Raw genomic sequence first — 22,747 nt, 5'->3', positions numbered from 1 at the left:
CATTGTCTTAGGTTTGCGGCAGGTCTAACCGTCTTGCAGAAGGAATCCCCGAACGATAGGGAGGGGAGGAAGTCAAGGATGACGGCTTTGATGCCGCTGAGTTTTTATCATTCGTTGCCGCAGTTCCGTGACTTTAGGCGCAGGCGCGTAGGGGTTGCCAAGAAAGCAGGCGCGCAGGCTAAAGCCCACGAATAAAAAAAGCATTGGCTAGATGAGCAAATGCTTTTTTTGGGTTCACACGGTTTTTTGCTCAAAACCGCGTGATTAAAGCAAGGCGGCAAACAACGTGTTACGGCGCGTTGCTGGCAACTACTGTGGCAGGCGCATTGCTGGCAGTGGCTGTATTTTCGCCCCAAATCGCAGGATATTTATAACCGGGGAAGGTTTGGTGGGCGTATTGTTTGAATGCGTCTGAATTGTACGCATGAGTCACATCACGTACCCATGGCGCGTTTTGGTCTTGTTGGCGCACCGCCGCCCAATTGACATAAGCGTAGCTTGGCTCTTGGTACAAAGCATCGGTGAGCTTAATGCCTGAGCTGGTCGCGTAATTGCCATTGATGACGGCAAAATCCACATCTTGGCGTGAGCGTGGTAGCTGCGCGGCTTCTAGCTCAACCAATTTGATGTTTTGAGGATTTTCAGCGATGTCAGCTTTGCTGGCGGTCAAAGGGTCGATGTTGTCTTTGAGTTTAATCCAGCCCAATTCATTGAGCATGACCAACGCGCGCGCAAAGTTGCTTGGGTCGTTTGGCACGGCCACGCTCATGCCGTCTTTGGCTTCGTCAAGTGCGCTCAGCTTGCCACTGTACAAGCCCAATGGCGCAGTCGGTACTTGAAACACCTCGATTAAATTAAGATTGTGCTGTTTTTTAAATTCGTCTAAATACGGCTTGTGCTGAAATACGTTGATATCGATGTCACCATCGGCCAACGCTTGGTTGGGACGCACATAGTCAGAAAACTCAACCAACTTGACCTTGTAGCCTTGTTGCTCAAGCTGTGGCTCAATGCTATCTTTGACCATATCGCCAAAATCGCCCACCGTCGTGCCGATGACAATTTGCGGCTTGTTGGGGTCAGGCGTACCAGCAGTGGCATTGCTGTCGGTTGTGTTGCTGGCATTTGCCGCAGGGGCGGTCGCTTGGCTGGCAAGGGCGCTTGCGGTTTGGCTATCGGGGGTGGCCGTTGTGGCTTCTGGTGTTTTGTTACAACCAAATAACGCCAAGCTTGCCACACCAATCAGCCCGATTTGTGCCAAACGGCGTGTAGGTAGGGTGGGGGTTACGATTTGCATAAAAGTTCCTTTTTAATGACTGACAATTAACGTCTAAAAATCGGCACAATCGCCAAGTGGTTTAACGCTTGTCCAATTTTGCCGCCAACAGGTTGCCAACGGTTTGGATAACCACCACCATCAGCACCAACAAAATCACCATAAAAATCATCACATCGTTTTGGTAGCGGTTGTAGCCATAGCGAATTGCCAAATCGCCAAGCCCACCGCCACCGATCATGCCTGCCGCTGCACTGTATGACAGTAAGCTAATCATCAGCGTGGTGGCACTCAAGACCAAACTTGCGCGTGCTTCATTGAGCAGGACATGGCGCACAATCGTCCCATGGCTTGCGCCCATCGCTTGCGCCGCCTCAATCACCCCACGCGGCACATCGCGTAGGTTTTGCTCAACCAAACGTGCAAAATAAAACAGCCCTGCTAGGCTTAATGCCACCGACGCGGCAATCGGGCCAATCGTCGTGCCTGCCAGCAGCCGCGTCAGCGGAATCAGCACAATCATCAAAATAACAAACGGAAATGCCCGAATCAAGTTGGTCAATCCGCCCAACGCCGTATAAGCACCAGCGCGTTCAGCCAGCTGGTTTTTGCTGGTCATAAACAACGCCACCCCAACCAACAACCCACCGATGATGGACACCGCACTAGAAATCCCAAGCATCACCAAGGTTTCCCAAAATGCCTGCCAAATCTCATCGCGCATCGCCCAAAGATTTGCGCTTGCTGTTTGCCATGCCTGTTGAAGTGTGTCTGTCATGCCGCCGTTATGCCAATATCCTGCCAAAGATGTGACCCAACTGCCAAAACTTGCGCCACAAAGGCCAGTCGGTCGTGTGAGCTTGCGTGTAGCCCAACACAAGCTGCCCAAACCGCCAGCTGTTTTTAGCAAATTTTATTGCAGTAGTGTTTAAAATTAATTACAAATCCTCATGCACCAGCGATTGCCCCAACGCGGTGGTCGCCAAAATCTGCCCGTCACGCACGTCGCTGACCTCTAGCAGTTGCCCTTGCTCAAGCAGTGCCACGCGATGGCATAGCTTACGAATCACGGACATCTCGTGGGTGACGATGACAATCGTCACGCCAAACGCTTGGTTAATCTGTTGCAAGCAGTCCAGCACGTTGCGCGTGGTAGCAGGGTCAAGCGCGGAGGTGGGCTCATCTGCCAGCATGACACGCGGACGCGGTGCAAGGGCGCGCGCAATGCCAGCGCGTTGTTTTTGTCCGCCCGATAATTGCGCAGGGTAGTGGCGCGCGCGGTCGGCAAGTCCAACGATTTGTAAGCACTCTGCCACCCGTGGTGCGATATCGGCGCGTTGCCAGCCTGCCACCTGCAGGGCAAACGCCACGTTTTGCTCAACGGTGCGATTTGCCATTAAGTTAAATTGCTGAAACACCATGCCGATGTTTTGCCGCGCATGGCGCAGTGCCTTGCCACCAAGTTGGGTCAAATCCTGCCCATCAACCATCACCGCGCCGCTGTCGGGGCGTTCAAGTAGGTTAATTAGCCGCAGCAGCGTTGATTTGCCTGCGCCTGAATATCCCATCAGGCCAAAAATCTCGCCTTGGGCGATCGTCAGCGACGTGGGTGCAACGGCGGTGAACCAATCGCCATTTTGCCCAACAAAGCGCTTACTTACGCCATCTAAGACAATCATGTCTGTTTTACGCTCGTTTGTGGTTGCCAAAATGTTCTAACCTTGACCCAAAAAATGCGATTTTAACCCAACCAAGGCAAAAGCCAATTTTGCCAAAAGGTGCAAATTTTAACACAATTTTAGCCAAAATAAACGCACCGTGTTGGTTAAATTTGGCAGGCGGTTAATGCCACTTTGACCAATAAAATGACGCAAAACACGTAATGCTTACGACGGCTTGTCTTGGCTGACGGGCAGGGTGATCAAAAACCGTGTGTGCCCGTCCACGGTGTCGGTGATGATTGTGCCGTTGTGCGCGGCGGCAATTTGCGCGACCAATGACAGACCAAGGCCTGAGCCTTTTTTATCTTGCTGCAAACGCACAAATGGGCTAAACACGTCGGCACGTTTGTCAAGTGCGATGCCCGTACCTTGGTCAATAACGGCGATTTGGATGAATGGATACGCGATGGGTGCAGGTTTTTTGCGGCTAAAGCGTGGGGATTTGGGCTTGTCTTTGTCTTTGAGCTCCTTATTGGTTTTGGTATCTTGTGCCAAATCGGTTGCGGCATTGGGCGCGGTATGGGGCTCATCGGTTGGCAGGCTGCTGGGTGTGGTGTCGGCAGGACGGTCGCTGGGGGTAGTGTCATTGTCAGCCAAAGCCAGTGGCGGCTGGGCGGCTGCTAGCGGCTGCCCAGTATCGTCAATGGCGTATAGGCGCACTTGTGCAGGCGGCACACCGTGCAGATACGCGTTATCAAGCAAGTTGCGCACCATGTGGGTCAGTAGGCTTTTTTGCCCCTCGATGGTCAGATGGTCGCCCACCAATGTCGCGCCTGCGTAGTGTTGCACTTCACTTTTGATGAGGTCATACAAATCAATGACTTCCACCTGTTCGATGGCGTGCCCTGCGTCCATACGGCTGACCAACAAAATGCTTTCGACCAAGTCATTTAGCCCCGTCAAATCGCGGTTGATGGCATCGGCGCGTTTGGCAAATTTTTGCTGCCCTGCGGCATCAAGCTGACTGGCCAACATGCCCATCATCTCCACCTGCAAGCGAATGCGCGTAATCGGCGTGCGAATTTCATGCGACGCATGCGCCAGTAGCAGCTTATTGGCATTCATCAAGGTTTCAATGCGCTCAGCGGTTTGGTTAAAGCCGCGCGCCAAAATCGTCAGCTCATCATCGCCCGTTGGCTGAACGCGCGCGCTAAAATCGCCTGCGCCCAATTTGACCATTTGTTGAGACAGTTCATCAATGCGATTGGTCAAGGTACGGGTCAATATCCAAATCGCCGCCGACATGATAACCAGCAGCAACAATGTGCCTGTGAACAAATTTAAAAATGGCGCAAATGGCGACTGCGCAGGCGTGTTGGCTTGGTACAGTAGCACATAGCCCGACGGGCTGACAATTTGCACATCCAGTGGGTGTTTGGGTTCATCAAACGGAAACAACGCCCGAAACCACGGCGGTTGCGGTGGCAAACGCGGTGGCAAACCCTGCATGGCCAGCAGCGCGTCTTGTGTCTGCCCATCATACAGCGCAAACTTGGCATTGAGTGAATCACCGTACAGCGAAAAACTGCGCCGAATCAGCGCCATCAAATAGCGGCTTTCTAGGTATTGGCGTTGGTCTTGTGCCACGCGCAGCTCAACCAGCAGCGGCTCAAGCTGTTGGGTGACTTGGGTGGCGATGATTTGGTGACGCGTTTTGTCTGAGGTGTCATGCACCAGATGGGTCAAAAGCATCATCGCGCCTGCAAACACGCACAACGCCAAAATCACACTGACGACGATTTTAAAAAACAGGCTGTTAAATTTGACGCGCAAAATGGCAGTGACTCGTGACAGGCTTGATAGGGACTAAAAATACAAAGCCATCAAGTCGGCAAAAGCTTTATGCACGCCGCTTGATGGCACAGAACCAGCAATTACACTTGGTCGGTGGCAAACTGATAGCCCACACCGCGCACGGTGATGATACGCTTGGGCTGGCGTGGGTTGTCTTCAATCAGCGCGCGCAAGCGTGAGATATGCACATCAATCGCGCGGTCGATGTTGTCGCTGCTGTCATCGTTTGGCATCGCGTGCCACAATTGATCGCGGCTTAGCACCTTGCCTGAATGGGTCGCAAAATAGTGCAGCAGCTGAAATTGGTGGGTTGTCAAGCGCACAGGGTTATCATCGATGGTGACCTCATGACTATCGGGATAGACCTTAAGCCGCCCAAACACCAAATTGTCCTCTTGCTGCTGATGGACGGGCAATTCATGACGACGTAGCACCGCACGGATACGCGCCAACAGCTCGCGCGGCTCAAACGGCTTGGCAATGTAGTCATCTGCGCCCATCTCAAGCCCCAGCACGCGGTCGGTGGTGTCACCTTTGGCGGTCAGCATAATGATGGGCACATGCGCTAAGCGGCTGTCTTTATGCTGGCGGATTTTTTGGCACACCTGCATGCCGTCCATATCGGGCAACATCAAATCCAAAATCACCAAATCCACAGGCTGACTAGGATTGCCCAAAATTTCTAAACCCTCACCGCCCGTTGGCGCGTGAGAGATATCATAGTAATTCATGCCCAAGTATTCACTAATCAACTCCGCCAAATCGGGATCATCTTCAATCAGCAAAATATGTTTGGTGCTGGTGGTGTCGTCCATTGTGTTGCTCTCTTGAGGGATTAAACGGTCAAAATTTAATCGTATTTAAAAGAAAATAAGTCTCACTCACGCCATCATAGTACCAATTTGGGCAAAATCAAGGCGATTTTGACATACTTAACGATTAGTAAACGTTGGCTAAAGGTGGCGAAAATGTTGCTAGGTTGGCGTAACGTTGGCACAAGGCCAAACGCATGACCAAAAAAATACCCCCAAACGCACCATAAGCGCGCTGGGGGCAATGCTTAATAAACCACTCGCCAGATTGACGATGGGTTTAATGGCTATTTAACGCACATTGTCTTAACGCCCATTAACGGGTTGCACCGCATTGCTGCCTTGCGCAGGTGACTGCCACGCGCTGTTAGGCGTGCCATTCATGGGGCGGCGTTTGTCGTGCTTGTCGTGTTTTGCCCGTTTGCCATCATCCCAGCCGCGCTTGGTTTGGCGTTCATAAAACTTCAGCTGCTGCTCTGGTGTCAAGACGCTAAGCATTTGCTGGCGTTGTTGTTTTTTGAGTGCCATCATCTGCTCAACGCTGTTTTGGCGTTGCTGGTGCAAGGCAAGCAAGGTGGCCGTGTTCGCGCCTGCTTGTTTTTGTTGGGCGATGGTCGCCTCTTGCTGGGCGATGCTGGCCTTAAGCTGCTTCATCGCCACATTGTTGCGCGCTTTGATTTGCTCAATTTGGGCTTGCTGCGTGGCGGTGAGGTCTAAATCCTTCCACCCGTTACCGCGTTTGGCGTGCTTGGGCTTGCGTGGGTCGCCGTGTGGGGCAGGCTGGGAATAAGCTTGCGGCTGCATCACAGGTTTGGCGGTGGTGGTACTGGCAGCGTTGCTGGACGCACAGCCGCTAAACAGCAGGCTTGCCGCCAACACACTGCCAACGATAGGTAAATTGGGGCGTAGCTTTAAATATTTCATGCTAAAAGTTTCCAGTAATTTGCTAACTAATCCAACCGTATGCCAAAGTTTGGCTCATCATCACACAACTGAGCGTTTGACGTTTTGCTTAAAGCAAGACAATCGCCTGTACAAGGCAGTCACGCCCAACCGTAACCTTAAGACTTTGGCAATGGCACGGCTGACACACTGTGGCACTCAGGTTTTTATCACGCGTTGCTGTAAATTTGCGTTTAAAAGCACAGGTTTACGGTCGCAAATGATAAAAATTTTGTTATGCTAAAGTATGATTCTACGTTAGAAAAATGTAAGCAAGTATTTCATTTTAGCCCAAAAAATTTAAGACTTTGCTTAGCGTTTGCTAAACTTACCCAAGGTCCAATGTTTGGCATCGTCCAGATAGGTGTAAATCACAGGCACGACAATCAAGGTCAGTAGCGTCGAGGTCAGCACACCGCCGATGATTGCGTGTGCCATCGGTGCTTGCTGCTCTGCGCCTTTGCCCACACCCAGCGCCAGCGGCACCATGCCCATGACCATCGCGGCGGTCGTCATCAAAATTGGGCGCAAACGCGTTTGTCCTGCCTGCATAATCGCGCTGTGGCGGTCTTGCCCGTTTTCGGTCGCGGTCTTGATAAAGTCAATCAGCAAAATCGCGTTTTTGCACACCAGCCCCATCAGCATAATAATGCCGATAATAGAAAAAATGTTGAGTGTCGAGCCCCACAGATACAGGGCAAAAAACACCCCAACCAGCGACAATGGCAACGCTGCCATAATCGCCACAGGGTACAAAAAACTCTTAAACTGCGAACCTAGCAGCATGTAAATAAAAATGATTGCCAACAGCAACGCGGTTGCGGCATAGCCCAATGATTCTGCCATGTCTTTGTTAGCACCTTGCACCGCAAAGCCATAACCAGCTGGCAATTTCATCTGCGCTTGCACAGCCGCGATGTCGCGCCCAATGTCGCCTGCTGGCCTGCCGTTGGTGTTGGCCTTGACGACAACCTCACGGCGCAAGTCGCGACGGTTGATTTGTGCCGCGCCCGTGGTGGCAGCAAAACGCGCCACTTGTGACAGCGGAATCAACAGCGGTACGCCGCGTGCGTCGGTTTTACTTGAGGTCAAATACAGCCGCTGCAACTGCGCGATGGTGCGGCGGTCATCATTGGGTAGGCGCAAATTCACATCGATGTTGTTGCCTTGCGCGTCTTTGAATGTCGTCACATTGTCGCCAGCCAGTAGGGGGCGCAACGCCTGCCCAATTTGCCCAACCGACAGCCCTGCGTCATTGGCTGCCAAGCGGTCGATGGTGACATTGACGGTGGCCTTGGGATCGGTCAAGGTGCTTTCTAAATCAATCAAGCCTGCAATGCCGTCAAGCCGTGTCATAAAATCATCGGCAAGCCGCGCAAGTTCGCCCAAATCATCGCCTGTGATGGAGATTTGAATGGGTTTTTCGCCGCCGCCAATCGTGTTGTCCGCCGCGGCAACCGAGGTCACTTGGATACCGCCGATTTGCGCCAGTTGTCCACGAATGCGTTGGGTCATCGCGGTCAAACTTTGGCGTTGGTCCTTGGGCAGTAGCGTGACTTTGATTTGCACATGGTTATCACCGCTGTACGCCAACGTATTGACCGCCGCGTATGTGCGCGTGACCTCGGGCATTGCCTCAAGTACACGCGCCACTTGTGCAGACTTGTGTTGGGTGTAGTCCACGCTGGCGTTGGTTGGTGTTTCAAAGCGCACGGTGATGTCATTCATGTCAGCTTGTGGGACAAATTCACTACCCACCAAGCTTGCCGCGCCAAAGGCCAGCACCAACGAGCCTAGCGCGATCAACAAAGTGACAAAACGCCGCTTCAAGCATAAGCGCAAAATACGGCTATACACACCCGTCAGCCACGTCAGACCGCGCTCAAACTGCCACAGCACCCACGCCAATGGCTGGCGAACAAAACGCGGACGCGCGCCGTGATGCCCTGCCACCGCGTCGGGGTCATGCCACACCGATGACAGCATCGGGTCAAGGGTAAAGCTGACCAACATCGACAGCAGCACCGCCACCGACACCGTCACACCAAATTGATAAAAAAACCGCCCGATAATCCCACCCATAAACGCCACAGGCAAAAATACCGCCACAATCACCAAGCTTGTCGCCACCACCGCCAGACCAATCTCTTGCGTGCCGTCAAGTGACGCTTGTCGAGGCGGTTTACCCATTGCCGCATGGCGGACGATGTTTTCACGCACCACAATCGCATCATCAATCAACAGCCCGATACATAGCGCCAACGCCAACAGCGTCATCATGTTAATGCTAAAACCCAGCAACCACACCACCGCCAACGTACCAAGCAGCGCAATCGGCAAGGTCAAACCCGTGATAATCGTCGAACGCCACGACCCCAAAAATAGCCACACGATAAACACCGCCAAAATCGCGCCTTCAATCAGCGTGCGCACCACATTACCAAGCGCACCGCGAATATTGACCGAGCTGTCCGCCACCACCTGCATATGCACATCACGCGGCAAGGTTTGTTCAATCTGTGCCAAGCGTTTGCGCACGCCATCAACCACCGCAAGCACGTTGGCATCTGAGGTTTTGATAACATCCATTGCCACCGCAGGCTTGCCATTGACCAACGCCGCTGAGGCAGCATCGGCCTGCCCATCGCGGATTTGGGCGATTTGTGATAAGTATACGGGCACGATTTGCCCTGAAGGCGTGCGGTTTTGTGCCACCACCAGTTGCCCAAATTCGGCAGGTGATTTGACACGCCCATTGATTTGGACGATGGTTTGTTGGTTGTTTTGCTCAAGCGTGCCTAAAGGCAGCTCAACGTTGTCATTTTTGAGCGCGTTTGCCACTTGATTGACTGACACACGGTAGGCGTTCATACGCTCTGGGTCTAGCGCAATGCGAATTTGGCGTGGGCGATTGCCAAGCAAATCCACCCGACCAACGCCCGACACGGTTTGTAGGCGTTTGCTGACATCATGTTCTAAAAACGTCGAAAGCTCACCGATACTCATGCGCGGGCTGTCAAACGCCACCGACAACACGGGCATATCAGCAGGGTTGAACTGCGCCACAATCGGGTCATCCACATCGTCACGAAACTGCGGCGTGACCAGTGCCAACTTATCACGCACATTTTGCGCGGCAACATCTGAGGACATGTTGAGGTCAAACTGGACAATCACTTGCGACAAGCCTTGCCGCGATACCGACATAATCTCTTTGACACCTGCAATGGTGTTGATTTGCTCTTCGATTTTTTCGGTGATGTCGGACTCAATGACTTCAGGTGACGCGCCTGCGTACGTTGTGCTGATGACGACAAACGGAAAATCAATATCGGGAAATTCCTCGACCTGCATACGCTGGGTGGCAAGCAGCCCCACCACCATAAACGCCAACATCATCATCGTGGCAAACACAGGATTGGCGATACTGATTCGGGTTAGCCACATGATAACGCCTCACGCACTGGCAAAAAACTACTTGACTACCACACGCTTGCCTGCGTCATCGGGCATCAGTGGTACTGTCGTCACCACCGTGCCTGCCTCAATACCGCTGACCAAATACTGGTTGGTTTGTGGGTCTTGCCGAATGATGGTCACAGGCTGATGGCGCAAACGGTGGTCTTGCCCGATGACCCACACCATACCCGTTTGTGGCGTTGCTGTGGGCGTGGCGGTTGCACTGTCTAAACGCACGGCAGTGGTAGGCAACAGCACGCCTGTTTGCACCTGCCCATAAGACAGTGTGCCTGTGGCAAACATGCCTGCGCGTAAATCTTTATTGGGCTGCACGGCGACATAAATCGTCAGCTGGCGACTGGTGGGATCAACCTGCGGCGCGATGCGGCTGATTTGCCCGACGTATGGCGCGGTGCTTTGGGTGGTCAAAGACGCGCCGCTTGCGTCTTGGCTGGCGCGGTCGGTCTGATTGCCGATGCTAAACGGCACGCTTTGCCCAACCGAAAGCTGGCTTTGCGCCTCGCTGGGTACGTTGGCGGCAAACTCAAGTTTGTTGGGATTAACAATTTGCATCAAGGTCTGATTGGGCGCGACGACTTGCCCGACATCGACACTGCGGCTGGCAATCACGCCATCGCTTGGGGCTTTGATGGTGGTGTCACCAAAGCGTTTTTTGATATTGGCCAGTTGGGCGCGTTTGGCGATCACGGCTTGCTGCTGCGCGGTGGCGTCGGCAACACTGCGCTCATACTCGATTTGGGCGACAAAGCCTTTATCTAGCAGCATTTTATTTTTTTGTGCCAAGGTGTCAGCGACTTTAGCTTGTGCTTCGGCGGCGGCAACGTCGGCTTCGGCTTGTGATAGCTGGTTTTGCGTATCAGCGATATCCAACACCACCAACGCTTGCCCTTGTTTGACCGCGCTGCCAACATCGGCAAGTACTTGTTGAACCTGTGCATTGACGGTGGATTGCACGGCGGTTTGTTCGGCGTTTTGCAGCGTACCTGTCACGGTGGTGCTGGGCTGATAGCGTTCGGCCTTGGCGGTGGTGATATCATCGCCAATCAGCGCGATTTCATCATCTGCCAATGCCGCTTCAGGGGCAGAGGTGTTGGCGGCACTTTGTTGGCGGCTGATGGACGCGCGCTCCTGTGCTGCGCTTGGTTCATTGGCATTGCGGTTGCATGCGGTCAGGCTCAATGGCAAAAGGCTTGATGCCAAAAAACCGATGACCCAACAGCGTTGGATGATCAGATGATTAAGTTGCCGCATACGCTTTATCAACCTTGCTTACCAAATCAGATAAATGAGGACAAACCGCCAAACAATAACACAAAAAAACCAGTTTAGACGATTTGCCTTACGCTGACAATGCGTTATTTTGCGCCCAATATCGCCCATTTGGTGGCTGTCTTGTAAGCAGATGGCGTATTTTAGGCAGCGTTATCGTAAATTTAAACCAACTTGTCATTTAGTCAAGTTTTATGGTTTATCTTTGGCTAAAAAGTGTGCTATATTTTTAGCAATATTTTAGCATGATTGCCGATACAAACTGACATCAAATTAGGACACAATTATGGACGCGAATTTTTCAGGTTTAAAAGTCATGATTATTGACGACTCAAAGACCATCCGCCGCACTGCCGAAACTTTGCTAGAAAAAGCAGGCTGCGAGGTTATTAGCGCGGTCGATGGCTTCGATGCCCTAGCAAAAATCGCCGACAGCAACCCTGATTTGATTTTTGTTGATATCATGATGCCACGCCTTGACGGCTACCAAACTTGCGCGCTGATCAAAAACAACGCCGATTTTGCCGACACGCCCGTGATCATGTTGTCATCTAAAGACGGTTTATTTGACAAAGCCCGTGGGCGTATTGTTGGCTCAGATGAATATCTGACCAAGCCGTTTAGTAAAGAAGAACTGTTTGATGCAATCGAGCGTTATCGCCCTGCCCAAGCTTAATTGGTTTGCTAAATTTGCCTGATCAAACAGGCAGCCATGCCCAATAGCCATTGGGTAAAAGTTTGCTGGGTATGGATATCGTCATAAAATAATTGCGTTAATTGATAATTTAAAAATAGTTAACCACTGATAAGGAAAAACCATGGCTAAGATTTTGATTGTTGATGATTCACCCACCGAAATGGCAAAGTTTCGTGAGATTTTGCTGCGTCATCAGCATGAGATCATCGAGGCACATACGGGCGAAGAGGGCATCCAAAAAGCCAATGAGCTAAAGCCAGATATCATCTTGATGGACGTGGTTATGCCTGAGATGAACGGTTTTCAGGCAACACGTAAAATCAGCCGTGATGCCGCCACCGCGCATATTCCGATCGTGATTATCAGCACCAAAAACCAAGAAACTGACCGCGTGTGGGGCAAGCGTCAAGGTGCCAAAGACTACTTGACCAAGCCCGTCAATGAGGCGGAGCTCATCCAAATTATCGGCTCACTGTTGGGACAATAAGCCGTGGCGTCTAATGGATTTATTGAGCTTTTACGTTTAGCAAATCGCGCCGAGCGTCGCAAACGAGGCGGACGTTTGGATGAGACATCGCAATGGCAAGGTGTGGCGTTTCGGGTCGGTGATTATCAGCTTATTGCACCGTTGGGTGATGTTGCCGAGGTGTTATCGGTACCTGATTTTACCAGCTTGCCCTTAACGCAGCCTTGGATGATGGGCATCGCCAACGTGCGCGGGCGGCTGCTGCCATTGACGGATTTAGCAAATTTTTTGGGACTGGCACAAAGCGCGCGCCAATCGCGGCAAAAAAAGCTGTTGGTGATTGACCAGCCCAATTTGTTTAGTGGGCTACAAGTGGATGAAGTCGTTGGCATCATGACGTTTTATGAGCGTCAATATGAGCCTGTTGCGCTGTCGGAGCAATCTGCGCTTGCGCCGTACACCCACGGGCGGTTTCACCAACAAAATGAGTATTGGTACATTTTTATGCCCAGTTTGCTGGCCGAAGATCGCCGCTACCTTGATGCAGCTTTATAAAAGCGCATAAGTTGATAATACCAAGGCTTACGCTTGGGGTGGTTTGTAAAAATTAACCCTCAGACAACACGCCTAAGCCAAGCAAACACACCACAACGTGAACATGAGAGTGATTGATCCACTGAATTGAGGAAGCTTACGCATGGTTAGTCGTCCAACCACTTTAGAAAAAAACGCTGCTGGCTCAAGTCAGGGCACGTTGCAACCTGCCACACAGGCAACAGCGGCAAATCAAGGCGCAGGCTTGTTGTGGCTATTTATCGCGCTGACGGTGCTCGCGTTTTTGTATATGGTGTACAACTTTGCCCACACCATGGCGCAAGTGAGCGCAGCAGAAGCAGCCAATCAAAACCTGCTGCTACACATCGGGCTGCCTGCGTTGGTCGTGCTGGTGGGTATCGGTTTGGTCAGTTATGTGGCGTATCGCCAAATCTCGGCCAAGCAATCGTTTGACCAGCTGGCTAGTGAACAAGATATGAAGCGCCAACGCCAAGCGATGGAAGAAGAAACCGAGCGCTCACGCAAGATTCAAGAAGAAAACGAGCGCAACCAGATGGCGATTTTGCGCTTGCTTGACGAATTGGGCGACTTGGCAGAAGGTGACTTGACGGTCAATGCCACCGTATCCGAGGACTTTACAGGCGCGATTGCCGACTCGGTGAACTTTGCGATTGACCAACTACGCCAACTGGTATCAGCGATTAACACGACAGCCGAGCGCGTCGCGGTGGCTTCAGTGGATACCCAAACCACAGCGGTGCAGCTTGCCGAAGCGTCAGAAAACCAAGCACAAGAAATTGCAGGCGCGTCTGCGGCAATCAACCAAATGGCGGTATCAATTGACCAAGTATCGTCCAACGCGACCGAATCGGCACAGGTTGCCGACCGTTCGGTGGCGATTGCCCACAACGGGGCAGAGGTGGTACAGCGCACCATTGATGGGATGAACACGATTCGTGACCAGATTCAAGAAACCTCTAAGCGTATCAAGCGTTTGGGCGAATCATCGCAAGAGATTGGTAACATCGTTGGTCTGATCAATGACATTGCCGACCAAACCAACATCTTGGCCTTAAATGCCGCCATTCAGGCATCGATGGCAGGGGAAGCAGGGCGCGGCTTTGCGGTGGTTGCCGATGAGGTACAACGCTTGGCAGAACGTTCAGCAACCGCGACCAAACAGATTGAAACACTGGTCAAAACCATTCAGGCAGACACCAACGAGGCGGTTATGTCGATGGAATCTACCACCGCCGAGGTGGTACGCGGTGCGCGCCTTGCCAAAGACGCAGGTGAAGCACTTGAAGAGGTGCAACAGGTCTCTAACAACCTGGCGGCACTGATCCAAAACATCTCTAACGAAGCGCGCCAACAGGCAGCATCGGCAGGTCATATCTCCAACACAATGAACGTCATTCAAGATATTACCTCACAAACCACCTCGGGGACACTGGCGACCGCACGCTCAATCGGTCAGCTCAATGAGATGGCGGCCGAATTGCAACAATCGGTATCGGGCTTTAAGTTACCCGATGAGATGCTGACGCACTAATGGCATCGCGCCGACCATCGCGCTGGGTTCGGTGTAACCAATGATTGGACAAAAAGGGTGAAAGCGCGTTTCACCCTTTTTTACACAAAATTTAAAAAAACACTAGGTTTTACAGATTAACGGCAAACCTGACGCAAATGAAGTGGGTGACCATGTCTCAAACAACCACCAACCAAACCGAGCCTTTATTTTCCCAAGCCATGGCGGCGCTTGAGCAGGCGATTTATGCCGTTGGCACGCCCGAGGCACTGCTCAACCTGCAAACTTTGGCGCAGCAGTTTGCCGAACAAGGCTGGCTACAGCAAAGCCAAACGCTTGCCGATGTGTTGGCCGATGCCGAGCTGATGGCACAAGATGACGCGCTGACGGCCAGTGTGGGTTGGCAGGTAGAACGTCAGTTGCAAGACTTGTATAGCTATTTGCTGCAAGCGGCGGATATTTTGACCAGCACATCCGCCCGTGGCGATGAGCCCAGTTTGTTTGCCGCCCAAGCGCAGCTTGCCGCCAATCAATCCGCTTTACAACAAGCCGCATCACAAAATGCCGTGGAAGCGGCACAAGTGTTGGATTTTTCAGCGCTCATCAAGCTGTTTGAGGGGCTACAGCTCACGCGTGCGGCAGAGATTGCCGAGCAGTTGCAACGACTTACCCAAAGCGCTGGCTCAGCCGATGCACCCGAGCAGGCCACGCTTTGTCAGCGTGCCATCGCTGCGATGGCCGAATTTAAACAGGTGTTGGCGGATTTGACCCATCAAACCATCAATGAGGCAAACCTGACGCACATTGAGCAGATTTTACAAGGCAAGACAGATGATTGGGCGCAAGCGGCTAGTGCCCACGCGCCAACCATTGAGGGTTATGCCCCAGTTACTCAGTTGGATTTAGCCGATTCAGTGGTTGATGGTGTAGAGTCCGACGCGCTAATCGCCGCGCGCGCAAGCCTAAAGCCCGACGATGACAGCAGCGATGAAGATATCCGCGAAATTTTTATTGAAGAGGCCGAGGAAGTCTTGGATGAAATGGCTGGCAATTTAGCCATTTGGCAGGCCAATCCGTCTGACTTGACCGTACTCAAAGACATTCGTCGTGGTTTTCACACGCTCAAAGGCTCAGGGCGTATGGTTGGCGCGTTTATGCTTGGTGAAACGGCATGGGCGGTAGAAAACATGCTCAACCGCGTGCTGGATGGTACACTGCCTGTCAGCGATGAGTTGGTGGCATTTATCAGCGACACCCACACCAAAATCCCGACCTTGGTGCAGGATTTTAGCCAAAAACAACCGCCAAGTATTGACCCTGCTGTCGTCGTGCTACAAGCCACCAATTTGCTACATGGACAGCCGCTAGATGCAGGCTTGCCCACGGCAAGTGCCAGCGGGCCTGTTATTGACGCGCAAGCTGTGACGGCACAAAGCCCAGAGGCAGTGCAAGGCCAAGATGGCCAAGGTATAGACGCACCAACAAATGGCAATGCCTCGTCTGTACAAGCGCCTGCACAAGACGCAATACACAGCGCCACGCCTGCCGCGTCAGACACATTACCAGCCGACTGGCAAGCCTTGGTCGATGGCGTCGCGCCTGTGGCGGACGCGCCTGCCGATGAAGATATTCAAGAAATTTATATCGAAGAGGCGCACGAGGTTTTAGACACCATTCGCCCGTTGTTTGATAGCTGGCAACATGCCACCGATGATTTAGACACGCTCAAAGAAATTCGCCGTGGCTTTCATACGCTCAAAGGCTCAGGGCGTATGGTGGGTGCTAATCAGCTGGGCGAGTTGGCATGGTCGGTAGAAAACATGCTCAATCGGGTACTTGATCACACCGTAGCAGTGTCATGGGGCATAGTCACGCTATTGGCCGATGTGTTAGCCAATTTTGACGGCTTGGTGGACCGCTTTGCCGAGCAGTCTGGCTACCCCGATGACGTGTTTTTGTGGCAAGCCGCCGCCCAAGCCTATGCCAAGCCTGAGGCAACGCTTGACTATGCGGCACTTACCACAACCGCAAACACCGCAACCGATGCGCCAGTGACTGCCGATGTGGGCGCAGAGGATTTGGTGGCAGCTGATACGGACGATTTGGGCGCGATTGCCGATGATATCTTCATCGAAGAAGCACAAGAGCTGCTCGAAAAAATCGACGATTTTATTCAGCTTGCGCGTGCAGCAGCGGCGGCTGAACCTGTGACGGCAGCGGATGCGGATGACCAACAACCTGCCGAAATTCTGGTGACGGACGGGTTGGTGCGCGCGTTTCATACCTTGCGCGGTGGCGCGGCACTGTCCAACATGCCAACGGTGTATGCCATCAGCGCGGCGTTAGAAACCGCGCTTGGCGATTTGATGGCGTGTGAACAGGGCTTAACAGCTAGCCAAATTGGTTTGATTATCCAAGCGCGTGATGAGATTTGGCAGGCAATCAGTGAGTACCACGCACAGCCTGCCAGCAAACATGCGGTGGAAGACGATGCCATCGCACCCATGCTGCAAGATTGGGTTGCGCGTTTTGATAACGCGCAGGTGGCCGAGGGTCTTCGCGTGCATGACTTACTTGCGCTGGATATTGATGCCCTGCTTGATGTGGATGTCAGCGCACTGGCGCGCTTGGCACGCCAATCAACACAGCAAGAAGACACGGTAGAGGCCGAGGTCACCGCCCCTGTGACCGACGACCCACCAGTCGCCGCTGATGCGCCGCTATCGGACTGGTCAGCGGCTATCGCACGACTTGCCCAGCAAGCTGCGCGGCTCAACGAACGCTGCAGCGGCTATAAACACGCCAGACTGACCACCGCACTGGCGCAGGCGTATCAAGTGCTACAGCAAAATCCTGAATTTTTGCAGGATTTGGCATTGACCAATGCGTTAGCGAAGCTACATGAGCAGCTGATTGCAATGTGTGATGCCATCGCGGCTGGCCTAAATATCAATATTGATGAGTCAAGCATTCAGACGCTGATGAACCGCCTTGAAACGCTTGATGACGCAGCACAGCTTGCTGACTTGGTTTATGAGCCGATAGACACCGACATCGACTTGGTGGACGTGTTTACTGAAGAGGCGCAAGGTCTGCGTGAAGCCATCCAAACCAGTTTTGTACAGTGGCAAAACGCCCTTGAATCCACAGGGCCTGTGGTGGAGTTACGCCGTTATTTTTACACGCTCAAAGGCGGTGCCAACATGATTGGGCTGCTAAGCATTGCTGAATTGGCGCGCTATGCCGAAATGCTGTATCACGCGCTTGCCATCAAGCAGCTTGAGGCTAGCCCTGAGATGGTCGAGGTCATGCAGCAAGTGCATGAGACCCTTGATGCGCAATTGTATCAGCTGACCCAGCACCAACGCACATTTTTTGCCACGCGCTTTATTGAGCAGCTTGCCAACATTGCCAGCGGTCGCCAGCACGTGCATGGTTTGCGCTTGCGCGTACCACCCTTGGTCAAGCAGATGCGACAAGCGGCACAAGCGTCTGAGGCGACAACGATTGATGTCATTGATTTGCCAGCCATTGCCGAATACACGCCCGAGGTGGTCAATAACCTGGAGGCACGGCGGTTAGAGACTTGGCACGGGCAAGAGCCTGACCCAGATTTGCTTGGCGTGTACTTAGAAGAAGCGCGCGAGCTAATCGACAGCAGCAGTGAGCATTTGCAAGAGTTTCGCACCAACAACAGCGACCTAAATGCGCTACAAGCCCTACAACGCGAGCTCCACACCATCAAAGGCGGCGCGCGCATGGTTGGCGCTGAAGGCATGGCAAACCTTGCCCACGAGATGGAAACCATCTACGAAGAGCTTGGCAGCCGCCGTAAGCCTGCGACGCGTATGATTATCAACCTATTGGCAAGCTGTCATGACTGGTTGGCAAGCGCTGTGTTTGTGCTAGAAAATAACTACAACCCACAAACCCCAACCGCGCTGATTGAAGCATTGATAGCGTTTTTGCGTGACCCCGACAGCTTGCATGAAATTCCGCAAACCACGCTAGAAAAACAAATTCAGCAAATCGAGCTGTACCACACCGCGTTGGCACAAAGCACACAAAACATCGAGCGCGATTTGTCGGTTATCCCATCGATGCAGGGCAACTTTGAAGTCGTGCAAGAGCAAACGACCACCAATGCTGAGATGCTGCGGATTTCGGCAGGCTTGATGGAGCGTATGATTAACCTATCAGGGGAGTCTGCCATCAACCGCGCGCGTATCGAGATGGGGATTTCAAGCCTCACCAATACCATTGAGGAAATGGGCATCACCGTACAGCGGCTTGCCGATCAGCTACGGCGGATGGAGACTGAGCTTGAGGTGCAGATTTTGGCGCAAATCGGTGACACCCAAGCAGCGGCGATGCAAGATGACTTTGACCCGCTAGAGATGGATCAGTATTCAGCCTTAAACCAGCTATCCAAATCGCTGTCAGAATCAGCATCGGACTTACTTGATATCAACAACACGATGCTTGACAAAACCCGTGATACCGAAAACCTATTGCTTCAGCTATCGCGCACGCAAACTGAGCTACAAGACGGCTTGATGAACTCACGAACCGTACCGTTTTCGCGCATCACACCACGTTTGCAGCGGATTGTGCGCCAAACCGCGACAGACTTGGGCAAGGCGGTGGAGCTGCGTATCATCAATGATGAAGGCGAGATTGACCGTAACATCCTAGAGCGCATTACCTCACCGCTTGAGCATATGCTGCGTAACGCCGTCGATCATGGGATTGAAAACAGTGCCGAGCGTATCGAGCAGGGCAAGCCCCGTATAGGGCGAATCACACTTGAGGTGCTGCGTGAAGGCGGTGAGATTGTGATTCATCTGACCGATGACGGGCGCGGCATTAACGTTGATGCTGTCCGCCGTAAAGCGGTTGAGCGTGGTTTGATTGATGCCGATGACACTTCACTCAAACCGCTTGATATCATGCAGTATATCTTTAACGCAGGCTTATCCACATCCGCTTCAGTGACGCAGATTTCAGGGCGCGGCGTGGGGATGGACGTGGTGCAAAACGAGGTCAAGCAGCTTGGTGGTGTCGTTGTGGTTGAGTCAGAGCTTGGCAAAGGCTCACGCTTTACCATGCGCTTGCCGCTGACCGTTGCGGTATCCGATGCCTTGATGGTACGCGCAGGTGATCGCTACTTTGCCATTCCGCTTGTGCAGATTGCGCGTATCGTGCGCGTCAATCCTGAGATGATTTACAATTTTCACCGTTCAAGTGCCAACACGCTTGCGCTTGATGGCGCGGATTATCGTTTGCGCTATCTCAACCAAATCCTGTACGGCAGCGATCCGCTAGAGGCGCTACACCAACAAACCACCAGCGTGCCTGTTATCATCATCCGTAACGAAACGGGACAACGCTTGGCGCTGCAAGTTGATGGGTTGGCAGGCTCGCGTATCGAAATGGTTGTCAAGCCATTGGGGCGGCAAGTATCGCACATTGCAGGCATTTCTGCTGCCACCATCATGGGTGATGGCTCGGTCATGCTGATTTTGGATTTGATTGCGCTGATGCGTAACGTGGGCGCAAGCCCGCAACGCAGCGACACCAAGTCAAAAAAATCTGCCTCACAAAAACCTGTCGTGCTGATTATCGACGACTCGGTGACGGTGCGTAAAGTAACCTCACGCTTGCTTGAGCGCAACGGCTATGAAACCCAAACCGCCAATGACGGTGTTGATGCGCTTGAAAAACTGCAAACCCTCACGCCAGATATCATGCTGCTTGATATTGAGATGCCGCGCATGGATGGCTTTGAGGTGGCAACCCAAGTGCGCCACAATCCGCGCCTCAAAGACGTGCCGATTATCATGATCACCTCACGTACAGGCGAAAAACACCGTGAGCGCGCGTTGGCTATCGGTGTGACTGACTACATGGGTAAGCCGTTCCAAGAGCAAGAATTGTTGAATGCATTGGCGCATTATACCGCACAAGCCTGACGGGCAAGACAAATGATGTACGCTAAAAATCGTGGATAACCAGCATGGCACAAAACTTTATCAGAGCTTTTTCAGACAAAGAAGCGCTTAGCTCACTGAACATCACACGCGCGCAGCTAGACATTGTGCGTATCCCTGCGGTGGATGCGCCCGATTGGATCATTCCACGTGACTTGGTTTTGGCGGTGGAGGATTTTAACGAGCGTATTTGGACGTATTTGTGGCGCGGGCAGGACGTTGCGGTCTATCACCTACTGCCCAAATCCATCGAGCCGACGCAAATTGTCGTGGTAGAAAGCGCGACCGATGTGCACCGCTTGGGGTTACAAATTGCAGGGCAAATCAGCTACCACACCGTGCGGATTGCTGATATCAAAGACGTAACCTTGGACGATGACACAAACGCTGCGTCACACCAAGATGCCGACGCGCCCACATCGCCAGTCGTAGCCGCACCTGTGGTCGCAGGGGCGAACTATACGCCGATTGCCACACGGCAAGATTATGTTTATCAGCCGATTATGTTTCAGGATGAGCTGTGTATCGTGCCCAATTTAGACAAGCTATCGCACTTTTTGGTGGACTTAGACAGCTGATGCAGATCACCGTCTTTGTGCCAAACCGCGATGGATAAAACAACGCCAATAAATAAAGATGGTGCAGACACCCAACGCTGTGCTAAGATTTTGCCCAAGTTTTTGATAAGTTGATAAAATCATCTGGCAAATAAGCAGGACATTGGACACAAATGGCATTGTATTCATATCGTGAAGCGCCGCAAGCGCTGACGCCGCACAATACCTACCGCTGGGCATTAAGCGCGCGTATTTTTCATTGGGTCAGTGTGCTGCTGTTGCTGCTGACGTGGCTGATGATTGTGTTGGATGAAAACTTTGACGGCGATTTTATCAGCTTACACAAGGCGTTTGGGTTGAGTATGCTGTGTTGGACACTGGCACGGCTGATCAATCGCGGCGTTAGTCACGCGCCCAGGCCACTGCCCATGCCGCGTTGGCACACCCTGCTGGCGTATTTTACCCATGCCATGCTATACGTGCTGCTACTTGCCATGCCGCTGGCAGGTTGGTTTGCCACCATGTATCGCGGTTACGATGTGAGTTTTTTTGGTTTATTTGACATCCCAACGCTGGTTGCAACCAATCGCGATTTGGCGCGGACGCTGCTTGGTTGGCACAAGGATATCTTGTGGCCGGCGTTGCTGGCGTTCACGGGGCTGCATATCTTGGGCGCGTTGTATCACCAATGGATTCGTAAAGATGGCTTGATCAGACGCATGATAAAATGATGGCGATACAATCACCTCACGCTAACAAAAACCGCGTCGATTGGCTGACGCGGTTTTTTATAACGATTAAATTTTATTCAACCCGTTAGCGTTCGCGTACACTCGGCAATAACAGCTCTGAGCGTAGCGGTAACTGCGGTGACAGCTCAAGCAGCGCACGGCGATAGACGTTGCGCTTGAATGACACCACTTGGTTCAATGGATACCAATAGCTGACCCATTCCCAGTGGTCAAACTCGGGTTTGGCGGTATCAAAACGGATATATTCGGTATTTTTTTCATCCAGCTGCAGCAAAAACCATTTTTGTTTTTGCCCAATACACAACGGATATTGCCCTTGGCGGATGTAGCGCTTTGGCAAACGGTAGCGCAGCCAGCTTTGGGTCTGCGACAACAGTTTGACGTGTTTGGGGTAAAGCCCGACTTCTTCCCACAACTCGCGATACATGGCATCGGTGGGCGACTCGCCCGCATCAATGCCACCTTGTGGAAATTGCCAGGCATTGTGCCCGACACGTTTTGCCCACAGCACTTGCCCGTGTGTATTGGCCAAGATGATACCGACGTTGGCACGAAAGCCATCTGCATCAATCATGACGGTTACCTGTGATTAAATCATGTAGTACGGTTTAATACACAGTCTGACATTGTCGTATTTTAGCGTGATTGCGCGGTGTATAGATGAAAAACACGTCATCTCATAGCTAACATTCGCGCGCGGTCGTATCGGGCAGTGGCCGTGAGGCAAGATTAAACCAATCAGCGCAAGCCAACGTTGGCATACGCGTGTACCAGTGTGTGCATGGGGTCAAAAATCTGACGCATGGGCATTGGCGAACCTTAGTGCAATTTAATCCAAATCACCAAACGGTTGGCTTGAGGTGGGTCAAACATCGCCCCAAGCCGCTTGTATTTACCGCGATACT

15 protein-coding genes and 1 pseudogene are annotated in these 22,747 nt (G+C 52.4%); 7 read left to right on the top strand and 9 right to left on the bottom strand.

Features of this window, described 5'->3' with window-relative positions:
• Positions 1 to 289: 289 nt before the first annotated feature.
• From AC5L4R_RS06420 to AC5L4R_RS06385, 8 genes are all read right to left on the bottom strand, one after another.
• Positions 290 to 1,297 carry a MetQ/NlpA family ABC transporter substrate-binding protein gene (locus AC5L4R_RS06420; RefSeq protein ID WP_494472551.1) on the bottom strand — a complete coding sequence of 336 codons (1,008 nt, stop codon included), beginning with the start codon at positions 1,295 to 1,297 and terminating at the stop codon, positions 290 to 292.
• A gap of 61 nt (positions 1,298 to 1,358) precedes the next feature.
• Complete coding sequence (locus AC5L4R_RS06415; RefSeq protein WP_494472552.1) at positions 1,359 to 2,054, bottom strand: methionine ABC transporter permease; 696 nt, start codon at positions 2,052 to 2,054, stop codon at positions 1,359 to 1,361.
• A 160-nt stretch (positions 2,055 to 2,214) separates the two neighbouring features.
• The gene (locus AC5L4R_RS06410) at positions 2,215 to 2,955 is read right to left on the bottom strand and encodes a methionine ABC transporter ATP-binding protein (protein ID WP_494472601.1); all 741 of its coding nucleotides are present in this window, start codon (positions 2,953 to 2,955) and stop codon (positions 2,215 to 2,217) included.
• A 207-nt stretch (positions 2,956 to 3,162) separates the two neighbouring features.
• Positions 3,163 to 4,773: a sensor histidine kinase gene (locus tag AC5L4R_RS06405; RefSeq protein WP_494472602.1), complete on the bottom strand. Its 1,611-nt coding sequence runs from the start codon at positions 4,771 to 4,773 to the stop codon at positions 3,163 to 3,165.
• A 98-nt stretch (positions 4,774 to 4,871) separates the two neighbouring features.
• Entirely contained in the window at positions 4,872 to 5,606 is a 735-nt protein-coding gene (locus AC5L4R_RS06400) for a response regulator transcription factor (RefSeq protein ID WP_494472553.1), read from the bottom strand.
• Between the two features lie 303 nt (positions 5,607 to 5,909).
• Positions 5,910 to 6,527, bottom strand: a complete 618-nt coding sequence (locus AC5L4R_RS06395; RefSeq protein ID WP_494472554.1) for a Spy/CpxP family protein refolding chaperone — start codon at positions 6,525 to 6,527, stop codon at positions 5,910 to 5,912.
• 330 nt (positions 6,528 to 6,857) lie between these two features.
• Positions 6,858 to 9,992: an efflux RND transporter permease subunit gene (locus AC5L4R_RS06390; protein WP_494472555.1), complete on the bottom strand. Its 3,135-nt coding sequence runs from the start codon at positions 9,990 to 9,992 to the stop codon at positions 6,858 to 6,860.
• 27 nt (positions 9,993 to 10,019) lie between these two features.
• Positions 10,020 to 11,276: an efflux RND transporter periplasmic adaptor subunit gene (locus tag AC5L4R_RS06385; RefSeq protein ID WP_494472556.1), complete on the bottom strand. Its 1,257-nt coding sequence runs from the start codon at positions 11,274 to 11,276 to the stop codon at positions 10,020 to 10,022.
• Between the two features lie 304 nt (positions 11,277 to 11,580).
• On the opposite strand from AC5L4R_RS06385, the gene pilG reads away from it, so the two are divergent.
• The 7 genes and pseudogenes from pilG (at position 11,581) to AC5L4R_RS06350 (ending at position 21,821) form a co-directional block, all read left to right on the top strand.
• Entirely contained in the window at positions 11,581 to 11,970 is a 390-nt protein-coding gene (pilG, locus tag AC5L4R_RS06380; protein WP_067059288.1) for a twitching motility response regulator PilG, read from the top strand.
• Between the two features lie 142 nt (positions 11,971 to 12,112).
• Positions 12,113 to 12,478 carry a response regulator gene (locus AC5L4R_RS06375; RefSeq protein ID WP_067059286.1) on the top strand — a complete coding sequence of 122 codons (366 nt, stop codon included), beginning with the start codon at positions 12,113 to 12,115 and terminating at the stop codon, positions 12,476 to 12,478.
• Between the two features lie 75 nt (positions 12,479 to 12,553).
• Positions 12,554 to 13,012, top strand: a complete 459-nt coding sequence (locus AC5L4R_RS06370; RefSeq protein WP_494472557.1) for a chemotaxis protein CheW — start codon at positions 12,554 to 12,556, stop codon at positions 13,010 to 13,012.
• Positions 13,013 to 13,547: 535 nt separating this feature from the next.
• Positions 13,548 to 14,564, top strand: a pseudogene (locus AC5L4R_RS06365) (methyl-accepting chemotaxis protein); the annotation flags it as partial.
• Between the two features lie 152 nt (positions 14,565 to 14,716).
• Entirely contained in the window at positions 14,717 to 20,515 is a 5,799-nt protein-coding gene (locus tag AC5L4R_RS06360) for a hybrid sensor histidine kinase/response regulator (RefSeq protein WP_494472558.1), read from the top strand.
• A 44-nt stretch (positions 20,516 to 20,559) separates the two neighbouring features.
• Positions 20,560 to 21,111, top strand: a complete 552-nt coding sequence (locus AC5L4R_RS06355) for a hypothetical protein (RefSeq protein WP_494472559.1) — start codon at positions 20,560 to 20,562, stop codon at positions 21,109 to 21,111.
• A gap of 152 nt (positions 21,112 to 21,263) precedes the next feature.
• Positions 21,264 to 21,821, top strand: a complete 558-nt coding sequence (locus tag AC5L4R_RS06350; protein ID WP_494472560.1) for a cytochrome b — start codon at positions 21,264 to 21,266, stop codon at positions 21,819 to 21,821.
• An 85-nt stretch (positions 21,822 to 21,906) separates the two neighbouring features.
• Here the strand turns inward: AC5L4R_RS06350 and AC5L4R_RS06345 are convergent, their stop codons facing one another.
• A complete protein-coding gene (locus tag AC5L4R_RS06345; RefSeq protein ID WP_494472561.1) occupies positions 21,907 to 22,416 on the bottom strand; it encodes an RNA pyrophosphohydrolase in 510 nt (169 codons plus the stop codon).
• Between the last annotated feature and the right edge of the window lie 331 nt (positions 22,417 to 22,747).

It is taken from the genome of Faucicola sp. SE7633, from assembly GCF_059264685.1.
This window is presented reverse-complemented; position numbering and strand designations above follow the sequence as displayed.